Here is a 19,411-nt window from a genome sequence, read left to right on the forward strand (position 1 = left end):
AGCCGCAACAAGCACGCTCAGTTCAGCGTCAAGGACAGCCCGAGCGATACCGCGTAGTCGTGGGTGAGCTGAATCCCGTTCACGTTCTGGTAGACCGGCAGTTCAAGCTGGCCGTAGACGGAGAGCTTCCTCGACCAGGCATAGGACAGGGCCGGAACCAGCGCCACTTCGGTGCGTCCGCTGTCGTCCGGCTCCGCATTGGCGCCGCGGTCGCGTCCCACATGAAGCAGGGTGCCCTGCAGGATCAGATCCAGTTTTCCGCCGACCGGGATCTGCCAGCCCGCCTGCACGCTGGCGCGCCAGCCCGGCCGGTAGCCGTCCCGTTGGTTGAGCGGCGCCTGCAGCGTCAGGTTGGTAAACAGGCTGCCGGTCATCGACATCGGCGCGTAGGCCAGTCCGCCGCCCAGCAGCAGGTCGGTGGTGCCGCTACCAGGCTGAACGCTGCGCTCCGCCTCGTCGCCCTCCGCATTGCGGACATCGATTTTGCCGGTGGGCAGCTTCAGCCCGCCCTGCAGGCTCCACGACGTTTCGCTTGCATGCTGCGCGGCAGGCCGGTGACGCAATGTCACGCGCGCATCGCCGATTTCGTCAAATCGCCAGGCTTCCGGAATCTGCGCCCCGTGATGGTGGTGAATGTGCAGGTGGTCGCGGTTCGAATAGGGCAGCACCAGGCCGGCGCTCCACTCGGGTGAAAACCCGACTTCCAGCCCGAGCAGTGCATTGCGGTTGACCGTTTTGGTTTCTACGTGATGTGAACTGACCGTGTTTCCATCGATTTTTTTCGTGCCGGTTTTCAGCTGGTCCTGCTTGAGATATTCCATCTGGCCCCAGACGCGCCAGCCTTGCGTCACCCCCTGGGTCAGCGACAGCCAGTCGTTCGATGCGGAACAGAATGCAGCGCCGCAGCTCGCGTGCGCACCGGCGCTCACGCAGCATCCGGCGAGCACCAGCGCAGGTAATGTCTTCATCGGTGTCTCCCCCTTTTTTTGTCCGGCACATTGTAGGGATGCGGGCGAGGTCCGCCGTGCGGCATATTGCCGCGCGGGTGCGTGAGTACCATGCGCTTGTATCGCTTCGTACCAGGCGAGTGCCGCTACAATCGCACCAGCGCGCGGTGCGCGATGGCGTCGCCGGACTGCGCATACCGGGGAGACACAACATGAACAGGGCAAAACGTTTCATCGCGGCCGGACTGCTGGCGCTGCTGCCGTGCGTATCCGGGCCGACCATGGCCGCCGCGTCGCCGATGGCCTTCATCGACAAGCAGATCGCTGCACACCCGGGCGAGACGGGAATCTACGTGCTCGATACCGGCGCGTCGGCCCTGCTGGCGCGCGCCTGGCTGGCCGACCACGCGCAGCAGTCGATCGAGGTGCAATACTTCATCTGGAGCAGCGACAACATCGGCATCCTTGCCACCGAGGCGCTGTTGCGTGCGGCCGATCGCGGGGTGAAGGTGCGCGTCATCGTCGACGACCTGCTGATCGACGCGCCCGACAAGACGCTGCTTGCGCTGGCCAGACACCCCAATGTCGACATCCGCATCTACAACCCCAAGCACCAGGTCGGCACGCCGTTCTACAAGCGCGCGCTCAACGTGGTGACGGACTTCCGCGGCGTCAACCAGCGCATGCACGACAAGACCTTCATCGTCGACGGCAAGGTCGGGATCACCGGTGGCCGCAACATGGCCGACGAGTACTTCGATTACGACCGCGAATACACCTTCCGCGACCGCGACGCGCTGGTGGTAGGCGCGGCGGCGCAGGCGATGCGGGCGAATTTCGAGGCCTTCTGGGCGAGCCCGCTCGCGGTGCCGGTGGAATCGCGCTTCGACGGCCTGGGCCTGATGAAAAAGAACGTCAAGGTGGCCGATGCCGAGGTGCAGCAGGTCTACTGCGAGCTGCACGCCTATGCGCAGCACCCGGAAAACTTCGCGCCGGAAGTGCAGGCGGCCATCGCGGCCACGCCCGCCGCCTTCGAGCGCCTGGCGCGCGACATGGCCTGGGGCCGGGTCGACTTCATTCACGACATGCCGGGCAAGAACGGCCGCCGCTGGAGCCTGGGCGGCGGCGGCCAGAGCACGGACGCGCTGGCGAAGCTGGTGTCCGGCGCGCAGGAGTCGATCGTGATCCAGTCGCCCTATCTGGTGATGTCGAACAAGGCGAAGGCGCTGTTCAAGGACGCCGTCGCGCGCGGCGTCAAGGTGCGCATCCTCACCAACTCGCTCGCCTCCACCGACAACATGCAGGCCTTCTCCGGTTACCGCAACCAGCGCAAACAGCTGCTGAAAATGGGCCTCGATATCCGTGAATACAAACCCGACCCCGTCAACCGAAGCACCTTGATGTCGCGCGCCAACCCGCCCGAGACGCCGCCGCTGTTTGCGCTGCACGCCAAGAGCATGGTGGTCGACGGCATGACTGCCTACATCGGCACCTTCAACTTCGATCCCCGCTCGGAAAACCTCAACACCGAAGTCGGCGTGATCGTGCACCACGCCGGGCTGGCGCAGCGGCTGCGCGCGATCATGGAAGCCGATATGCACCCGGACAACAGCTGGAGCGCGGCGGAAGAACCCGACCAGTACGTGCCGCTGACCCAACGCGGGCGGGTGCGGTTGTGGCAGTTGCTACCGTTGAAGCCGCTGCTGTAGCGCACGTGAAATCGTCATTTCGCGCACTCGAAGTACATAAACGCGGCGAAGCAATCTAGACTGCATGCGGAATGATTAAATTCTTGATCGCCACGGCGCTATGCGCCTCGCGATGACGAGTCGGCGTTTTTGCGGAGAGCCCCATGCGATTGCCCATCAGCTTGAAAATATTCAGCATCACCATGGCCCTGCTGGTGCTGATGGTGGTCGTCACCTGGCTGTCGGTGCTCAACTTCCGCCAGCTCAACAACCAGGTACGCGCGCTGTCCGACTGGTACCTGCCGCTGCAGCAGCAGGTGGCCAGCGTCGAAATCCTCATCCGCCAGCAGATCGTGCACATGGAGCGGGTGATGGCGGGCATGGAAGTGGCCAGGCCCGACCCGGAGTTTCTCGCCAACGAATCGAACGGCTTCGACATGCGCGGCGTCAACGCCGACCAGATCGTCGATTCCTCGCTGCGCATGCTGGGCGAGGCCCAAGCGCAAAAGGACATCGAACTCGACCGCCCCACGCTCGCCGTGCTGGGCGAGCAGCTGCCCGCGATCCAGACCGCCCGCCAGCACTTTCACATGACCTTCCGCCTGTTCCAGATCGAAGCGCAGGAGGGCACCCCGCGTTCGCAAAAAATCGTCCGCGAAACCCTGCTGCGCGAGAAGGACACCGTCGACATCGAAATCGGCAAGACCATCGACATTCTCAACAAGCTGACCCAGGACACCGCTACCGAGGCCAAGAAAGAGGAGAAACGCGCCACCACGCTTAACTGGATCATCACCGCGCTCGCCACCGCGCTCGGCTTCCTCTCCGCGGTCTTTTTCACACGCTCGCTGGTCGGACCGATCAAGCGCCTGCTGGGCGGCACGCGCGCGGTGGAAGATGGCGACCTGGAGGTTGAAATCTAGGTCCAATCGCGCGACGAGATCGCCACGCTGGCCACGTCCTTCAACCACATGGTCGTCGGCCTGCGCGAGAAGGAGCGCATCCGCGCAACCTTCGGCCAGTACGTCGACCCGCGCATCGTCAAGACCCTGCTGGAAAACCGCATCGGGGAGGACAAGGGCGAACGCCAGGTGATGACCGTGTTCTTCTCCGACCTGGAAGGCTTCACACGGATGTGCGAAGGCCTCACGCCGGACGCCGCGGTGCGCTTCCTCAACCGTTATTTCTCCATGATGTCCGAGGTCGTCCGCAGCCAGCAGGGCATCGTCGACAAGTACATCGGCGACTCGGTCATGGCCTTCTGGGGCCCACCCTTCACCGACCCCGCCGACCACGCGCGCCTCGGCTGCATCGCAGCGCTCGACCAGATGGCGCGGCTGGAAGCCTTCCGTGCCTGGCTGCCCGAAATGTTCGGCGTCCGCGACAACCTGCCCGTGGTCAACGTCCGCATGGGCATTGCCAGCGGCGAAGTCACCGTCGGCAACATCGGTTCCGAAACTTCGCGCGGCTACACCGTCATCGGCGACACCGTGAACCTCGCATCACGCCTGGAGCAGGCCAACAAATTCTACGGCACGCGCATCCTGGTCAGTGAGGCGACGCGTACCCTCGCCGGCGACACACTGGCCTTCCGCGAAATCGACAGCCTGCGCGTCGCCGGCAAGCAGGAAACGGTGCGGGTGTTCGAGTTGCTGGGGATGGCAGACGAATTGAGCGAAAGCGGCCGACAACGAATCCAGGCGTACGAAGCCGGGCTGGCGCGCTACCGCGCGCAGGACTGGGATGCGGCCGAAGCGGCGTTCCGCGAATGCCTGACGTATGCGCCGGACGATCGCCCCAGCCAGGTCATGCTGGCGCGGGTTGCGGTGTTTAGGCAGAAGCCGCCGGAGGCGGGGTGGGGTGGGGTTTGGGTGGCGGCGAGTAAGTAAGTTGCGCCAGCTTGTTTTGTCTGACGTTAGCTGGCAGCATGAGACGACGCCCAGAATCCTTGGCTCGCCTTCGACAGTTGATCATCGAGCATGTCCCAAGCGAATCCAGTGTTACGAATAAGCAGACCAACCAGTTCTACCAGCCTCTGCATTCGTTCAATCGTGGCGCGCAGGTCACCCCACTTGATGCCTAGGGAGACGCTGATTAATCCGTCTTTGCGAGGAGCGAAGCGACGCGGCAATCCAGAAATGCCTGCTTAATCAATGCGCTGGATTGCCGCGCTTCGCTCGCAATGACGGTTATATCGAATTAATCAGTGTTTCCCTAGTGTTCCAATATCAACGAACTGGTACTTGTCTATGGCGAACCTCACCTCGGTGTGCGCGGACACCTTGTCACGAACTGTTCGGAAGGCCTTGAGCGTCTTACTCGTTGATAGCTGAGCCCATAGCTCTGTCGCTTCGCAGTAGAGCTGGCCAAACTGGCTACGCCGCTCTGCCTCTTCGCGCTGTTCCATCCGACGAAGAGCTTCAATTACTTCCGGCTCTGTTTCCTCTTCGATCGAAGGGATCTTCCATACGGCGAATCGCTCTCGAAGAACCGTTTGCACGGTCTCGTCCGTCAAGGCGCGTACGAGATTGCTCAAACTCGGTGTTCTTTCGTCATCGTCGAGCGTCAGCTTTGCTATATCTTGAGCGCACGACAGAAAGAGAGAATGTTTGAGAACACGAAAACCTCGCGCTTGTCGTCCCGAGCCTCGCTCACGGGTAACCGTTTTGCTGAATAGCATCGGCTCAAGCATTGCATATCTCTCGCGCAACTGGATGAATGCGTCAAGGAGGTGAACTGCATGAGCCTCAAGCTTATGAATCTGAGTTGGCATGAGGACTGAGTGGGCTACCCCGCGTGACCAATCAGGACATCACGGTTTCACCGCCGATGATCACGCCGCCCGCTCCATCGGCGAAACATCCTGCTTGATCCGTTCGCCGTTCTCGGTCAGGGCGATTTTCATGTCGTAGTCCGACTGCAGGCCCAGCCAGAATTCGGCGCTGGTGCCGAAGTAGCGGGCCAGGCGCAGGGCGGTGTCGGCGGAAACGGCGCGGCGCTCGCGCACGACATCGTTGATGCGCGGCGCGGGCACGCGCAGGGCGATGGCCAGCGCGCTGGCCGATAGCCCCATCGGAACCATGAACTCCTCGCGCAGGATTTCGCCCGGATGGATCGGGCGCATACCGTTCACAATCGACATCTTGGTCTCCTGTCAGTGGTAATCGACGATTTCCACGTCATAAGCGTTGCCGTTCTCGAACCGAAAGCCAATACGCCATTGATCGTTGATGCGTATGCTCCAGGTTCCCTTCCTGTCGCCTTTGAGCTTTTCCAGCCTGTTCTGCGGGGGGACGCGCAAGTCTTCCAGCTGGGCGGCCCGGTGCAGCATCTGCAGCTTGCGTTCGGCGACAGTCCTGATATTCACGAAGCGTTTGACCGTAGTGCCAGCAAACAAGGCCTGGGTGTCTGCGCATTTGAATGACAGAATCATGCATTCAACATATAACGTATCGCGTTAAATGTAAATAGGTACAAGAGGCGCACAATCTGGTTTCGACGCGCGTAGCGGGCGTCTCAAGCCGCTTCCGCATGCAGCCTCACCCCCAGCGCTCGCGCAACCTCGAGCACGGTCGCAAAGCTCGGGTTGCCGTTTTCACTGAGCGCCTTGTGGAGACTTTCCCGACTGAGTCCGGCGTCGCGTGCTACGTGCGACATATCTTTCAACTGTGCAATATCACTCAAGGCGCGGACAATGCTCGCGGCATCGTCAGCCGCTTCAGCAAGCCAGGCGTCGAGGTAGGCCGCAATTTCCTCGGGTGTGCGTAACTGCTCGGCCAGGCTGTAGGGCATGGTCTTGGTCTTGCCAGTTGTGTGCGCCATTTCGGTCTCCCGCAACACCTGCTATTCGACCACACCCTCATCCCCATGACACGTACACCCCGGATCATTGCTGGTGGAGTTGTCGCAGCACACGATCTTGCCGGCGCGGCAGCCGCAGATGCCTTTGTGGGCCTTGCAGCAGGCTGTCTGGATCTGGGCGAGTTGCATGCCCTTGGCATTCGCGAGGCAGGCTTCGGTTGAAATCGGTTTTTGCTGCATAGCAGCAGGCGTGCGGTCGACGGCTGAATCGGCGGCGGCGGGGAGCAAAAAACAGGCTGGGACAAATGCCAGCAGGGCGAGCAGGGTACGGATGCGCATGGAAGTCTCCTTGGCAGAAAAGGGCTGCCTCACTATAGCCGACTGGGCCAGCTTGGTGTGTTCGGCGCCTGTGGATAAGCGAGCGTACTGGATTGCTTCGCTTTGCTCGCAATGACCGGCAGGTGGTATTACGCGTCGCGCAGCAGCAGCCCCAGCATCAGCGCGGCCGTCACCAGGATCGCCGCCAGCAGGGTGAAGGCGCTGGCGTAGCCGGCGACGCCGACCATGAAGCCGGTGAGCACTGGGCCGATCGACTGGCCGACGTCCATCACCGTGCGCAGCACGCCCATTGAACTCCCGTAGTGACCGTCTTTGGTGAGGTCGGCGACGAGCGCGGCGGTGGACGAGGTGACGGTGGCGAAGCCGAGGCCGAACGCGAGGCTCAGCACCGACAGGCCGACGAAACTGGGGAAATAGGGCAGCAGCACGACGCTCGCCGCGCCGATCAAGAGGCCCGGCAGGATGACGCGGCGGCGTCCCACGTGGTCGGACACCCGACCCATCAGCGGCTTGGCGAACACGATGCTGAGAAGCTGCGCACCGAGAATGATGCCGATCTGCCACGCGGGAATGCCGAGCGAGGCGGCGAACAGGGCGAGGAAGGCCTCGATCGCGCCGAACACCAGGTACTGCGCCGCCTCGACCAGACTCACCAGCATGATGCCGCGGTCGCGCAGCACCGTTCTCAGGCTGGCCCAGAAATGCGGCAGCTCCCGTTTCTTCGAGGTGGCTGGCGGCGTGTCGTCGCGCAGCAGCAGCCCCGCGCCCAGCGCCAGCACGCCGGCGATCGCGCAGGCGATGTACACCGCGCCGAAGCTCGCCAGCGAGATCAGGGTGCCGCCGAGAAACGGCGCGATCGAGCGGCCGACGATGGTGACCGAGGAATAGGTGGACAGCCGCGCCGCGCGGTCGGCGCTGTAGCGCTCGGCAATCGCCGCGCTCGCCACCGTGCCAAAAATTGCGGTGGCGAAGCCGTGATAGAAGCGCACCGCCATCAGCTGCCAGGCGGTTTCGATCACCAGATACAGGAAGGGCGCGGTGGCGAACACGACCAAGGACGCCAGCAGCATGCGCCGCTTGCCCAGATGGTCGGACAGCGCGCCGGCGGGGTAGCTGATGAGAATGCCGGGGATCGTCGAGGCCATGACGATCCAGCCGATTTCCGCCGGCGTGGCGTTGAGCGACAGCGCGAACAACGGCAGCACCGGGGTTTTCGACAGCGTGGAACTGAAGATGGCCAGCCCGCCGATGAGCGCGATGAGGACGAAGAACGAGGGATGGAAAGATTTCATCAGGCAGCGTGCGTGGGGTTTTTTAGGCGAATGTGGTGCGAAGTCGCGCCGCATGCGAAAAAATCATGCGCATGCTGAACCATTCATACGGGAAAACACTGAGCTTCCCGCAACGACGAATAAATCAGCGTGTCCTTGGCCACTTGAGTATCCAGTCGGCACAGCGATCCGCTTCGGCCAGCGGGTGCGTGTTGGGGTGCAGGGTGCCGTGGGCGCACCAGTTTGCAAAGCGGGTAATGCGCTGCGCGTCGGCAAGGTGCGCAATCGCCCGGCCGACGCGGCTTCTCGGGTTGACCGGCAGATCGAACACGCCGACCTCGGCACCCGCCGACAGCGCCTCGAACACCATCGAGGCGCTGTCAGGCGTCACCCACACCGTGCTGCTTTGGGCCAGCTGCTCGGGCAGCCAGCCGGGTGAGGTGGCCGTGTGGGGGACGACGCTCAGATTGGAATGTTGCGGCAGCAGCGCCAGAAAATCCGCCGGGGTGCGGCGCGAAGTGGTCAGCGTCCAGTGCGTTTCCGGCGTGCGCGCGAGGATGCTTTTGATCTGCACCTGCACGGCGTCGCTGTCCCATTCGAAATGCGGCGACGTGCCGCCGATCAGGAACAGTCCATGGTTTGAATCACGGGTCATCGATGGGCGGATGCGGTTCAGCGCCCCCTCGCTCACCAGCGTGTGCGCATCCGCCGCAACGCCATCGTGCTGGGGAAGAATGCACAGATCGAACCCGCGGCGCGGCAGGCTCGGCTTCATCAGCACCACGGCGCGTCCACCGTGCGCGTGGCGAGCGGCCAGCAGCGTCATATGGGTAGCGTGGCCCGCGCCGATGATCAGGTCGGGTTTGGGGAGCGTGTTGTCGGGTAAGCGTTTCAGCAGCAGCGACAGCCAGGCGCGCCAGGCCGGCAGGGCGGGGCGGGTATGAATCTCGGTCGGCGTCGCGCGCGCCAACGCCTCGGCCAGGCCCAGCGACTGGTTCACGTGGCCCGGCTTGCCATCACTGACGATCCAGATGACCAATGGCGGATGCACCCCGGTCGATTCAGACAAAGAACCGCCCCGTATCCTTGTATGGCTCATCCCGTGTATGGGTCAGCTGCGCTTTGGACGAGCGAGCCAGATCGAACCCGGTATTGTGTTCATTAAGCGACAGACGGGCGAGAGCGTGGGGCATGAAGGCGCTACATGGACTTGGGTGGCGCAAAGTTTAAACCGAGATTGTTCATTATGGCGATGTGTAGGAGGGGCGCCCTCGCCCCGAATTTCGCACCGCTGAAATATCACGGCTTCGGCTCGGGAGCGGGCCTCCTACAACAGCGGGCATTATGGCGATGTGTAGGAGGGGCGCCCTCGCCCCGAATTTCGCACCGCTGAAATATCACGGCTTCGGTTCGGGAGCGGGCCTCCTACAACAGCGGGCATTATGGCGATGTGTAGGAGGGGCGCCCTCGCCCCGATTTGCGCACCGTCGCAACCTCCACGGCTTCGGCTCGGGAGCGGGCCTCCTACAACAGCCCCCTGGCGGCGAGGCCTTGTCGAGCACTTGCCCTTTGCGTCTTGCGGCGCATCGAGGCTGAAGCCGCTCCTACGGCGGCGCCTGCGGGATGCCGAAGGACAGGGGCTTCATCAGGGGGCAAGACATGACCCCAACAACCAACAGTGACATAGCCATATGGGTTAAACATCTTGCGATGGCAGGATGCGTGGCGGCGCACTATAGAGTTTCAGCCCACCTGCGTTCAAGCGCGGCCTGCCAGCGATAAGGCGCAGGGTCGAAGGCGGGTGTTCGGCCTTCCATCACGTCAACCAACAGTTCCGCCGAGGCGGGCGCCAGCGTCACCCCATAACGGTAATGCCCCGTGTTGACGAACACGTTCTCGAAATCCGGATGCCGGTCGATAACCGGGATATTGTCCGGCGAACCGGGGCGCAGCCCGGCCCAGTGCTGCACCGGCTGTATGGTGGCCAGCGCGGGCAGCAGTTCGGCGGCCTCAAGGTGCAGGCGTTGGCGCGTCGCGTCGTCGGTCGATTTATCGAAGCCGACGTCTTCCAGCGTGCTGCCCACCAGCACATGACCATCGCGGCGCGGAATCAGATACAGCCCGTTGCGATACAGAATCGTGTCCAGCACGCCCGGTTCCAGCTTGAACAGCAGCATCTGGCCGCGAATCGGGCGAATTTTTGGCATGGCCGCCAGCCCGGCCAGCCCCAGCCCAGCCCACGCCCCGGTGGCCAGCACCACGGCGTCCGCCGGGAACGTCTCCGCTGCCGTCTGCACTGCCGTCACCCGTCCGCCCTGCGTCAGCACCCCGGTGGCCGGGCACTGTTCGCGTATCACCCCGCCCAGTTGCACCACCGCCGCGCGCAATGCCGCCACCAGGCGCGGGTTGCGCACCTGCGCGATGCCAGGCAGCCAGATGCAGTTTTCTTTAGGGACACACTGAACAATTCCGTCATCGCGAGGCGCGAAGCGACGTGGCGATCCAGAAGCCTTTGATTCCGCTGACACGCTGGGTAGCTTCCCGCTGCGGCCTTCGGCCTCGCGTCTAAAGGCAACAGCGTTCGCAATGACGGAAATTGAGTTGCACAATATTGCCTTCGGCACGGCGGGCGCCAGATGCGGCGTGTCCAGGCAGTCCCGCTCCGCCATCATCCCGTGCGCAGCACACCAGGCCAGCGCCTGCTCCGGATCAGCCACATCCAGCGCCAGCATGCCGCAGCGCCAAAACTCCGCATCGCGCCCCGATATCACCTCGATGTCCGCAACCCAGTCCGCATAGCCCGCCATCGACCGCAAGGCCAGCGAAGTAACCGGCTCCGCGTAATCCCACGGCAGCAGCGGCGACAAAATTCCGCCCCCCGCCCAAGAGGATTCGCTGCCCACAGCCCCGCGCTCAAGCAGCGTCACGCAATAGCCGCGCTGCAACAAAGCCAGTGCGGCGCTAAGGCCGGAGACGCCCGCACCGATAATTAGAGGGTTCGGCATTCTTCAGTTACAGGCGTAATATTTGCGCATGAAAGTATCTGAGTTATTGCGGTTGCTGGAAAAAGATGGCTGGCTCGTAGTGCGTCAACGCGGTAGCCATCGCCAATTACACCACACTACGAAACCGGGTACCGTTACCGTTGCTGGCAAACCGAGCGTGGATGTCCCTCCCGGTACATTAAACAGTGCGCTCAACCAAGCTGGGTTAAAGGAGTAATTCCATGCGCTACATGGTCGTTATTGAAAAAGGCTCTTCTAGTTACGGTGCTTTTGTCCCGGATTTGCCTGGCTGCATCGCCGTAGGCGAAACGGAAGCAGAAGCGCTTTCGCTTATTGAAGAAGCAATCCGGTTTCATCTTGAAGATATGAGAGCCGGCGGACTCCAAATCCCGCCGCCTGCATCAAAAAGCACTTATGTTGAAGTGGCGCAGGCTGCCTAAGGAACCGCTGATTAATTTGTCATTGCGAGCGCAGCGAAGCAATCCAGCGTATTGATTAAGCGGGCATTTCTGGATTGCCATTTTAGCGATGTGTCCCGATACCGCCTCGATTCCCGCCACCCAGTCCGCATAGCCCGCTATCGACCGCAAGGCCAGCGCCGAAACCGCTCCGCGTAACCCCACGGCAGCAACGGCGAGAGAATGCCGCCCCTCGCCCACGACGACTCGCCGCCCACGATGCCGCGTTCCAGCATGGTCACCCGGTGGCCGCGTTGCAATAAAGCCAGCGCCACGCTCAAGCCCGAGACGCTAGCGCCGATAACAAGAATGTTTTGTGTCAATGAAAAAGCCCGAAATTGCCGTTCATTCTAACAAACAGGCCACCAGTCAGCAGACGCTGGTGTCTGTGCGGTTGAATGGATTAAGTTGGAGCGCATAAACAATCGTGAAAAACATGACGACCAAACTAACCGGATTCACGCTGATCGAGTTGATGGTCACCATTGCGGTGCTGGGCATTCTTCTGTCGATTGGTATCCCCAGTTACCAAAACATGGTGCTCAATAGCCGCATCACCGCGCAGGCCAATCAGGTGATAACTGCGCTCAACTACGCCCGTAGCGAGGCGGTCAAACGTGCCGCCCCCGCAACGGTCTGCTCCACCAATGGTGGGGCGGCCTGCGCCGGTTCCACGAATTGGTCCACCGGCTGGCTGGTGTTTGCCGATGCGAATGGAAACGGAGTGGTTAACGCTGGCGAGGCGGTTCTGCGAGTTTGGCCAGCGCTTAATAGCGGTAATACGCTCAACACTGGAAAAGACTTGCGGGTTACGTTCGCGGCCTCCGGGTTTGCAACAGGGTTTAACGATACGTTCAGGCTATGTGACAAGCGCGGAACGGCCGAGGCGCGCAGCATTGTGATCAATTCAATGGGCCGGTCTTATGTGCAAAAGGGGGCAACAGCGTGTCCATGATTAGTAGTCAAACCCGTGATGTCAGACATTCCATGCGAGGGTTTACCCTGCTTGAAGTGCTCGTGGCCGTCGTGGTGCTGTCCATCGGCCTGCTCGGATTGGCGGGTCTGATGGCATCGAGCCTGAAAAACTCGCATAGTGCCTACCAGCGCACCCAAGCAACCTGGCTGGCCTATGACGCGCTCGACCGGATGCGTGCGAATCGTCAGGTTGCGTTGGCAGGCGGCTATAACCTTGCCTTGAGCGCGGCCCCCGGCGGGAGCGCCCTGGCGAAGGACGATCTTGACGAGTGGGATACCGCATTGACCAACACGCTGCCAGCAGGTGACGGTTCGATTGCAGTCGCGGCAGGTGGAGTCGTCAGGATCGTTGTCCAGTGGAACGACACGAGAGGCACAGGCGGGATCGCTGCCGAACAATTCATTGTGGATTCGCAACTATGAAAACAGCCGCCCAGTTGATGCCGTATGAAAGACAGCGGGGTTTTTCGCTGGTGGAACTCATGATCGCCATGACGATCGGTTTCATCGTTCTGGCTGGAATCGGTTATCTGTATATCGAAAGTCGCCAGGCATTCCGCAGCATGGACAATCTGTCCCGCATGCAGGAAAGCGCGCGTTACACGCTGGAAATCATCGCGCGCGATATCCGCATGGCAGGCTATCGGGGGTGCGCGAGTTCGAGCGGTGATTTTCACAATACCCTAAATAAGGGAACCGAATCCGCCTATAACTTTGGCCTTCCCATCAATGGTTACGATGGGGGAGCCGCAAGTTGGACGCCTGCCTTGCCAACGGATGCGGGAGGGTTGAGCGGTTTAAGCCTCCTGGCAGGAACCGATGCCATCATCTTGCGCAGTGCGACCGGCAGCGGCACGACGGTAAGCAAGCAGCCCGGCAATTCATCTGCGGATCTCAAGGTAACAACGCCAAATGACCTGGCAATCAATGACATCGTCATGGTGACAAACTGCAAGGCCGCCACCGTATTCCAGATCACCAACATGAACGTCAATGGCGCCGGTCAGAACGTTGTTCATAACACCGGTGCTGGTGTCGGTCCGGCTGCGCCGGGCAACTCCACCAAAGACCTGGTCGAGAATTATTCTGCAAGCGGTGGCGAAATCATCAAGATGCAGAGCAAGAGCTATTTCATTCGCGACGGCGCCAGCGGCAGGCCTGCATTGTGGCAGTTCGACAATTACAAACCCGCCGGCGGGGACAATCCCGCGGAGATCGCGGAAGGCGTAGAGAACATGCAAATCCTGTATGGCATCGATGCCGATTCGAACGGGATCGTAGAAAGCTATTCGGCTGCGAACGCGGTCGCCAACTGGAGCCAGGTGGCAGCAGTGCGCATCAGCCTGCTGGTGGCCGGCAATGACGACAATGTCGCCACGTCCAAACAGAAATACAACTACAACGGCGCCCTGGTCGATGCACCGGATCAACGGCTGCGCCAGGTGTTCACCACCACCGTCAGTGTGCGTAACAGAACGCAGTAGGAGACAGTCCCATGCGCATCAAACCATCAAAAAACGGAAAACAGCGCCAGGCTGGCGTGGCCCTCATCACCGGGCTGATTTTTCTGGTGATGCTGACCCTGATCGCCGTCACCGCCATGCAGTCGACCACGCTGGAAGAACGCATGGCGGGCAATTCGCGCAGCCGCGATGCGGCTTTTCAGGGGGCGGAAGCGGCTGTGCGCGCGGCCGAAGTCGTGCTCAGCGGGGCGAGCCTGCCACCCTTTAACGGCAGCACGGTGGGCTACTACGCGCTACTGGACAATGGGGCTTCGGCCGACTACTGGAAAAGCACCCATAACTGGGCCGCGCAGTCGGTTGCATACAGCGGAAACCTCGCCGGTGTGAAGGAAGCGCGCTTTGTCGTCGAGGCGCTGCCGGCAGGATCGGGCAGTGGCGGCGACGATAGTCTGGTGGCGAAGCCACTCAGCGGCGGCGAGGTCTTTCGCATCACGACACGCGGCATCGGCACCGACGGCACCTCAAGCGTCATTTTGCAAACCACTTTCCGCAGAAGTATTTAAGTAGCCAGGCAGCAATGCTCAAGGAGTTTTCATGAAAACCCGCCATCCAATCCAGTCTTTCAGCCTTGTGGCTGCCCTGCTTTTGCCCGCATTGCACGCCCAGGCAGTGGACCCGATTGCGCTGCCGTCCGCGCCCCTGTACCTGGCGGGAGGGGTCGCGCCCAACCTGGTGGTGACCCTGGATGACTCGGGTTCCATGGCATGGGGCTTCGTGCCGGACAAAATGGTTGAAAATGCGAAGGTAACCAGCGGATGCAGTTATCCACTTCTTTATAAATACGATGAGGACGGTCCTCTAACCAAGAGATATTTCCTGTCGGGCGATTACAACACCCAGTACTACAATCCGACTACTACCTACCTGGTACCGTTGAAATACGACGGGACCCCGTACTCCACCACATTCAGCAGCGCCTATACCAATGGTTTTGATACGGGATCCACCCCGGTCAATCTGGCCAGCGCCTATCAGCCCACATTAGGATTCCAGCCCAAATCTAAGCAGTGCTATGCCAGGCACCCCGATATCGACAGTGGATCAAGTAAACAATTCAGCAGCGATACGGTCAATGTGCCGGCCTACTATTACCGCTATGAGACGGGTGGGACAGCAGGGTGCACCGTGGCTTCAAAGACCAATGAAGCCTGCTACGTCTATACAGCGATCATCGGCGCGAGCGAGCAGCAGAATTTTGCCAACTGGTATTCCTTTTATCGCACACGCAACCTTGCCACCGTCAGCGCGGCCACCCGCGCGTTTAACAACTTGCCCAGCACCATGCGTCTGGCATGGCAGGCGCTGAGCAGTTGCAATAACTTTACTTCCAGCAGTTGTAACGGCTGGGATACCAACATTTCCACGGATCACCGCATACGCGCTTTGAGCGCCAGTAACCACAAAGAGAATTTCTACAAATGGCTGGAGAAGTTGCCTGCGAGTGGTAGCACGCCTTTGCGCGCGGCGTTGGGCCGGGTTGGGGCGTATTACAGCACAACGAGCGGAACCAATAACCCTTATGCAGAGGAGCCCCAGGTCAAAGAGGGAACGCAGCATTCCTGCCGCGCCAATTACACCATCATGATGACGGATGGGATATGGAATGGAAGCAATGCGAGCGGGGTGAGCGACAATGTGGATAACACAGCCAAGTCCTTGCCAGATGGCACCAGCTACTCTCCATCCGCGCCTTTTAAAGATGACAATTCAAATTCTCTGGCTGACGTTGCTTTTTATTACTGGGCCAACGACCTGCGCACTGATCTGACCAATAACGTTCCGCGCAGCCCGCGTGCGCTGGACAAGTTGGTTGAAGATGGCAAAACCATCCCCACAGCAGATTATTTCAACCCCAAGAACGATCCTGCCAGTTGGCAGCACATGGTGACTTATACCGTTGGACTGGGCTTGACCACCACCTTACCCGAGTTGGACCCAGCACTGACTTGGGCAGGGAACACCTATACGGGAAGCTATGCTGACCTGGCTTCTGGCACACTAAACCCATTGTGGCCCGTCACCGGCACAGACAAGCCTGGGAACGTCGCCGACCTCTGGCATGCCGCCCTGAATGGCCGCGGCCTGTTCTTCAGCGCCGAAGATCCCAAATCGCTCAGCGATGCCATGCAGGAAATGGTGAACAACATTATCAGCCGCAGCTCGTCGGCCGCGTCGATCGCCACCAACTCCAAAAAGCTCGATACCAGCACCGCCATTTATCAGGCAAGTTTCGACTCAGGCAACTGGACCGGCGAGTTGGAGGCCTTTGCGGTCAAGTCAGATGGTACTTTGGGCGACTCGCTGTGGAAGGCCAGCACCAAAATTCCGGCTGCAGCCAGCCGCAACATCAAGACCTTTAATGGTTCGGTCGGCGTGGATTTCGCCTGGGGGAGCATCAGTGCCGATCAAAAGGCCCTGATTTCGGAAAATGAGCTGAATTACCTGCGCGGTGACCAGAGCAAGGAGCAGAACAAGGTGAATGGCACGTTCCGCACCCGCACCTCCCTGCTGGGCGATATCGTCAACTCCGACCCGCTGTTCGTAAGCGAGGAAAATTTTGGCTATGACAAGTTGAGTGGTACGGAAGGAACAGAATACGTAACTTACATTGAAGGAAAAAGCAGCAAGACACCGGTGATCTACGTGGGGGCCAATGACGGCATGCTCCACGCGTTCAAGACCAGCGATGGCAGCGAGCTGTTTGCCTACGTGCCGGGGCTGATTTATGCCAATCTGCCCAGTCTGACGAAGCCGAACTACAGCCATAAGTATTACGTGGATGGCGCGCCGACCGTGGGCGACGTCTACTATGGCGGAAGCGCTTGGAAAACCGTACTGGTCACCCCGCTGGGCGCGGGTGGGCGCGGCGTGTTCGCACTCGATATCTCCACTCCCGACACGGCCTTCAGCGAGTCAAATGTGCTGTGGGAGTTTGACGGGACGAGTGCCAGTAGTACGCCCAACGACATGGGCTACCCCGTGGGCAGCGCGTCGGTCGGCCGTTTCAAGGACGGGAAATACTACGCGGTATTCGGCAACGGCTATGGCAGCGCGAACTGCAGGTCCGGCCTGTTCATGGTGCAGATCGACGCGCCTTCCAATGTGAAGTTCTTTGACACGGGGGTAGGCGCCTGCACGACCAGTGCCACTCAGAACGGCATGTCCACCCCCAGCCTCGTCGATTATGACGGCGACCGCATCACCGATGCGATCTATGCCGGTGACCTGCAAGGAAAGTTGTGGAAGTGGGATGTCACCTCAGCAACGAACAGCGTTTGGGGTTTTGCAGCGGGTGGTAAACCCATGTTTACGACGGCGTCGGGGCAGCCCATTACCGCGCCGGTGGAGGTGGGCCCAGTGCCTTCTGATGCCTCGGGCAAGGCCATGGTCTATTTTGGTACCGGGCGCTACCTGCTTAACGGGGACGAGACCAACAAGACGGTGCAAACGTTTTACGGGTTGCTGGACGAAGACAAAGTAGTTACCAGCTTGAACAAGCAATCCATTGGTTATGAAGACGCGAATGCGCGTGTGGTCTTCGATGGTAATGATGGGACTGTGAACTGGAAATCTCAACAGGGATGGTATCTGGACCTGCTTCCGCCTTCGGGAACGGCACAGGGCGAGCGAGTTCTGAGCGTTCCCTTGTTGCGCTTCGGACGGGTGATTTTCAACACCTCCATTCCGTCAGCCGATCCCTGTGTATTGGGTGGAACCGGCTGGTTGATGGAGTTGGACGCCGCAACCGGGGGCAATCTGACCTACAGCGCCCTGGATATGAACAGCGATGGATTGTTCAATGAAGGCGACTACGTCGTCATCGGCCAAGACAATAAGGGGAATGATATTAAATCCCCTGTTGCAGGCAAGGCGTCGGGGTCGATGTCGCTCAACCAGCCTACCGTCATCACCGCGGGGGCCAAGGAGTACAAATTCAATTCTGATATCAAGAAGGGGATTAGCATCATCACTGAAAAATCCGGAACGAGCAATCCGCGTAGCTCCTGGCGGCAACTTCAGTAATGGCCGATTCGATGATCGAAAGGACAGGCATGAAAAACAAGAACGAGGGTCGCGCTTTTTGCGCGCGTAAACAGGCCTCCGGCTTCACGCTGATTGAGCTCATGATTGTGGTTGCGATCATCGGAATACTGGCTTCAATCGCTTATCCGTCCTATACGCAATATGTGCTGCGGGCAAACCGTGCCGAGGCGAAGGCCGTCCTGACGGAAACGGCGCAGTTCATGGAACGTTATTTCACGACCAACGGGACCTATAAAGACGGTGCACTGTTGTCCAATGTGTCGCCCAAGGGAGCGAGCGGGGGTGCGATAAAGTACAACATCAGTTTCTCCGTGGTGCCCACGGCTACGGTTTTTACCTTGCAGGCTGCGCCTTCAGGTGCCCAAGCCAATGACAGTTGCGGAACCTTGACCTTGTCGAACACTGGGGTGCAAACGCCGGCTACAACTGGGTGCTGGTAATTCCGTAATCGCTCGATACGGAATTCCGGTAAAGAAGGTAAAAGGGGACGCTACCCAATGGCACTACCTTAAGCCCTCCCCATAAAGCGCCTGCCGCTGTTTGAGGAGGGTGGCTTTGAGAATATGACGGGGTTGCGTCAGCAGTGCGTGTTGCTTGGGTCGTCGCTTGACCACGCGAGGTTCGACTCGGTCTGGCCAGGGCCATTAGGGCCATTGGGGGCCATTGGGGACGCTACCCTTTCTTTGTGCTCATGACCAACCAATGTTCACCTGGTTGCTGTTCCCGCAACCGACGACGGATTGCACCGGGTACCGGTATTCAAGCTGCTGCATAGCGTCCCCTTTGCCGCTGTTAGCCCAAACGGTGCTCTTTGACGTATTCCCGCAAGGCTTCGTCCATACGGGTTTGCCAGCCTTCGCCGGTTGCACGGAAGGTTTCGACCACCTCACGGGATAAGCGGATGGTAATGCGCTCTTTGGTGACCGTCGACTTGGGGCGCCCGCGTACCCCAAGCTTTTTGATAAGCGATGGTGGCAGCGCTTCGGTGGCGGACCTGAATTTTGCCAACTCTTCGGCAGTCAGTTCACGGACTTCGCCGTCCTCGTCAATCAATGGTTTGCGGCTTGCCATGTCTTTTTACCTCTCTTGCGTTCGCCTTGCGGAAACTGATAACCCGTATTCCCATCCCGGTCTCGGTAAAACACAGTACATGCAACCGGCCATCCAGATAGCATAGGGCGATGTAGCGGGTTTCGCCGTACTCCTTCCGGGTGTCCGGGAATATCAGCGCAGTATTGAAATCGACCTCCGCAACCCGTGCGAAGGACAGCCCTCGTTCGCGTATGTTGCGATCATGCTTGACGGAATCGTAAGTGATGTCCATTTGATATAGTGTGTGTACAATAATGAGTTCGGTCAA

23 protein-coding genes are annotated in these 19,411 nt (G+C 60.2%); 11 read left to right on the plus strand and 12 right to left on the minus strand.

Going from position 1 to position 19,411, the window contains the following annotated elements:
• Window positions 1-17 precede the first annotated feature (17 nt).
• Complete coding sequence (locus ABW22_RS14955; protein ID WP_157648669.1) at window positions 18-968, minus strand: transporter; 951 nt, start codon at window positions 966-968, stop codon at window positions 18-20.
• Window positions 969-1,159: 191 nt separating this feature from the next.
• Here ABW22_RS14955 and ABW22_RS14960 point away from each other — a divergent pair, with 191 nt between their 5' ends.
• From ABW22_RS14960 to ABW22_RS18145, 3 genes are all read left to right on the plus strand, one after another.
• Window positions 1,160-2,656 (plus strand): phospholipase D-like domain-containing protein, encoded by a 1,497-nt coding sequence (locus tag ABW22_RS14960; RefSeq protein ID WP_059758556.1) that lies wholly within the window; start codon window positions 1,160-1,162, stop codon window positions 2,654-2,656.
• A 143-nt stretch (window positions 2,657-2,799) separates the two neighbouring features.
• Window positions 2,800-3,558 carry a hypothetical protein gene (locus ABW22_RS18140; protein WP_237763368.1) on the plus strand — a complete coding sequence of 253 codons (759 nt, stop codon included), beginning with the start codon at window positions 2,800-2,802 and terminating at the stop codon, window positions 3,556-3,558.
• Window positions 3,559-3,606: 48 nt separating this feature from the next.
• Complete coding sequence (locus tag ABW22_RS18145; protein WP_237763369.1) at window positions 3,607-4,524, plus strand: adenylate/guanylate cyclase domain-containing protein; 918 nt, start codon at window positions 3,607-3,609, stop codon at window positions 4,522-4,524.
• Window positions 4,525-4,838: 314 nt separating this feature from the next.
• Here ABW22_RS18145 and ABW22_RS14970 read toward each other — a convergent pair whose 3' ends face one another.
• From ABW22_RS14970 to ABW22_RS15005, 8 genes are all read right to left on the minus strand, one after another.
• Window positions 4,839-5,408: a hypothetical protein gene (locus ABW22_RS14970; protein WP_082708920.1), complete on the minus strand. Its 570-nt coding sequence runs from the start codon at window positions 5,406-5,408 to the stop codon at window positions 4,839-4,841.
• A 60-nt stretch (window positions 5,409-5,468) separates the two neighbouring features.
• Window positions 5,469-5,777, minus strand: coding sequence for a HigA family addiction module antitoxin (locus ABW22_RS14975; protein WP_059758560.1), 309 nt, complete (start codon window positions 5,775-5,777; stop codon window positions 5,469-5,471).
• A gap of 12 nt (window positions 5,778-5,789) precedes the next feature.
• Entirely contained in the window at window positions 5,790-6,068 is a 279-nt protein-coding gene (locus ABW22_RS14980) for a type II toxin-antitoxin system RelE/ParE family toxin (protein WP_059758564.1), read from the minus strand.
• A gap of 83 nt (window positions 6,069-6,151) precedes the next feature.
• Window positions 6,152-6,457: an addiction module antidote protein gene (locus ABW22_RS14985; protein ID WP_059758666.1), complete on the minus strand. Its 306-nt coding sequence runs from the start codon at window positions 6,455-6,457 to the stop codon at window positions 6,152-6,154.
• A gap of 21 nt (window positions 6,458-6,478) precedes the next feature.
• Complete coding sequence (locus tag ABW22_RS14990) at window positions 6,479-6,775, minus strand: hypothetical protein (protein ID WP_059758567.1); 297 nt, start codon at window positions 6,773-6,775, stop codon at window positions 6,479-6,481.
• Between the two features lie 128 nt (window positions 6,776-6,903).
• The gene (locus ABW22_RS14995) at window positions 6,904-8,067 is read right to left on the minus strand and encodes an MFS transporter (protein WP_059758569.1); all 1,164 of its coding nucleotides are present in this window, start codon (window positions 8,065-8,067) and stop codon (window positions 6,904-6,906) included.
• A 124-nt stretch (window positions 8,068-8,191) separates the two neighbouring features.
• Window positions 8,192-9,115, minus strand: coding sequence for a mitochondrial fission ELM1 family protein (locus ABW22_RS15000; protein ID WP_237763370.1), 924 nt, complete (start codon window positions 9,113-9,115; stop codon window positions 8,192-8,194).
• A 664-nt stretch (window positions 9,116-9,779) separates the two neighbouring features.
• On the minus strand, window positions 9,780-11,051 hold the full coding sequence (locus ABW22_RS15005; RefSeq protein WP_059758575.1) for an NAD(P)/FAD-dependent oxidoreductase: 1,272 nt from the start codon (window positions 11,049-11,051) through the stop codon (window positions 9,780-9,782).
• Window positions 11,052-11,079: 28 nt separating this feature from the next.
• On the opposite strand from ABW22_RS15005, the gene ABW22_RS16920 reads away from it, so the two are divergent.
• Both ABW22_RS16920 and ABW22_RS16925 read left to right on the plus strand, forming a co-directional pair.
• Complete coding sequence (locus tag ABW22_RS16920; RefSeq protein ID WP_082708922.1) at window positions 11,080-11,268, plus strand: type II toxin-antitoxin system HicA family toxin; 189 nt, start codon at window positions 11,080-11,082, stop codon at window positions 11,266-11,268.
• Window positions 11,269-11,272: 4 nt separating this feature from the next.
• On the plus strand, window positions 11,273-11,491 hold the full coding sequence (locus ABW22_RS16925) for a type II toxin-antitoxin system HicB family antitoxin (protein WP_082708924.1): 219 nt from the start codon (window positions 11,273-11,275) through the stop codon (window positions 11,489-11,491).
• A gap of 137 nt (window positions 11,492-11,628) precedes the next feature.
• Here ABW22_RS16925 and ABW22_RS18150 read toward each other — a convergent pair whose 3' ends face one another.
• On the minus strand, window positions 11,629-11,784 hold the full coding sequence (locus ABW22_RS18150; protein WP_237763374.1) for an FAD-binding oxidoreductase: 156 nt from the start codon (window positions 11,782-11,784) through the stop codon (window positions 11,629-11,631).
• Between the two features lie 161 nt (window positions 11,785-11,945).
• Here ABW22_RS18150 and ABW22_RS17775 point away from each other — a divergent pair, with 161 nt between their 5' ends.
• Genes ABW22_RS17775 through ABW22_RS15040 form a run of 6 tightly spaced genes read left to right on the plus strand, consistent with a single transcriptional unit; the run spans window position 11,946 to window position 18,491 of the window.
• Complete coding sequence (locus ABW22_RS17775; protein ID WP_059758582.1) at window positions 11,946-12,464, plus strand: GspH/FimT family pseudopilin; 519 nt, start codon at window positions 11,946-11,948, stop codon at window positions 12,462-12,464.
• Window positions 12,461-12,907 (plus strand): type IV pilus modification protein PilV, encoded by a 447-nt coding sequence (pilV, locus tag ABW22_RS15020; protein WP_059758586.1) that lies wholly within the window; start codon window positions 12,461-12,463, stop codon window positions 12,905-12,907. Before ABW22_RS17775 ends, pilV begins: the two co-directional genes overlap by 4 nt.
• On the plus strand, window positions 12,904-13,968 hold the full coding sequence (locus tag ABW22_RS15025; protein WP_059758588.1) for a PilW family protein: 1,065 nt from the start codon (window positions 12,904-12,906) through the stop codon (window positions 13,966-13,968). The genes pilV and ABW22_RS15025 overlap by 4 nt, the downstream gene beginning before the upstream one ends.
• A gap of 11 nt (window positions 13,969-13,979) precedes the next feature.
• Window positions 13,980-14,510, plus strand: a complete 531-nt coding sequence (locus ABW22_RS15030) for a pilus assembly PilX family protein (RefSeq protein WP_082708928.1) — start codon at window positions 13,980-13,982, stop codon at window positions 14,508-14,510.
• Window positions 14,511-14,541: 31 nt separating this feature from the next.
• Window positions 14,542-18,030: a pilus assembly protein gene (locus ABW22_RS15035; protein WP_082708930.1), complete on the plus strand. Its 3,489-nt coding sequence runs from the start codon at window positions 14,542-14,544 to the stop codon at window positions 18,028-18,030.
• 29 nt (window positions 18,031-18,059) lie between these two features.
• Window positions 18,060-18,491 (plus strand): type IV pilin protein, encoded by a 432-nt coding sequence (locus ABW22_RS15040; RefSeq protein WP_059758669.1) that lies wholly within the window; start codon window positions 18,060-18,062, stop codon window positions 18,489-18,491.
• A 352-nt stretch (window positions 18,492-18,843) separates the two neighbouring features.
• Here the strand turns inward: ABW22_RS15040 and ABW22_RS15045 are convergent, their stop codons facing one another.
• On the minus strand, window positions 18,844-19,122 hold the full coding sequence (locus ABW22_RS15045) for a BrnA antitoxin family protein (RefSeq protein ID WP_059758598.1): 279 nt from the start codon (window positions 19,120-19,122) through the stop codon (window positions 18,844-18,846).
• A partial coding sequence (locus tag ABW22_RS15050) for a BrnT family toxin (protein ID WP_237763371.1) occupies window positions 19,097-19,411 on the minus strand: 315 nt, incomplete at its 5' end. The genes ABW22_RS15045 and ABW22_RS15050, both read right to left, overlap by 26 nt.

The sequence above is a fragment of the Thiobacillus denitrificans genome, from assembly GCF_001530125.1.
Classification (GTDB): domain Bacteria; phylum Pseudomonadota; class Gammaproteobacteria; order Burkholderiales; family Thiobacillaceae; genus Thiobacillus; species Thiobacillus denitrificans_C.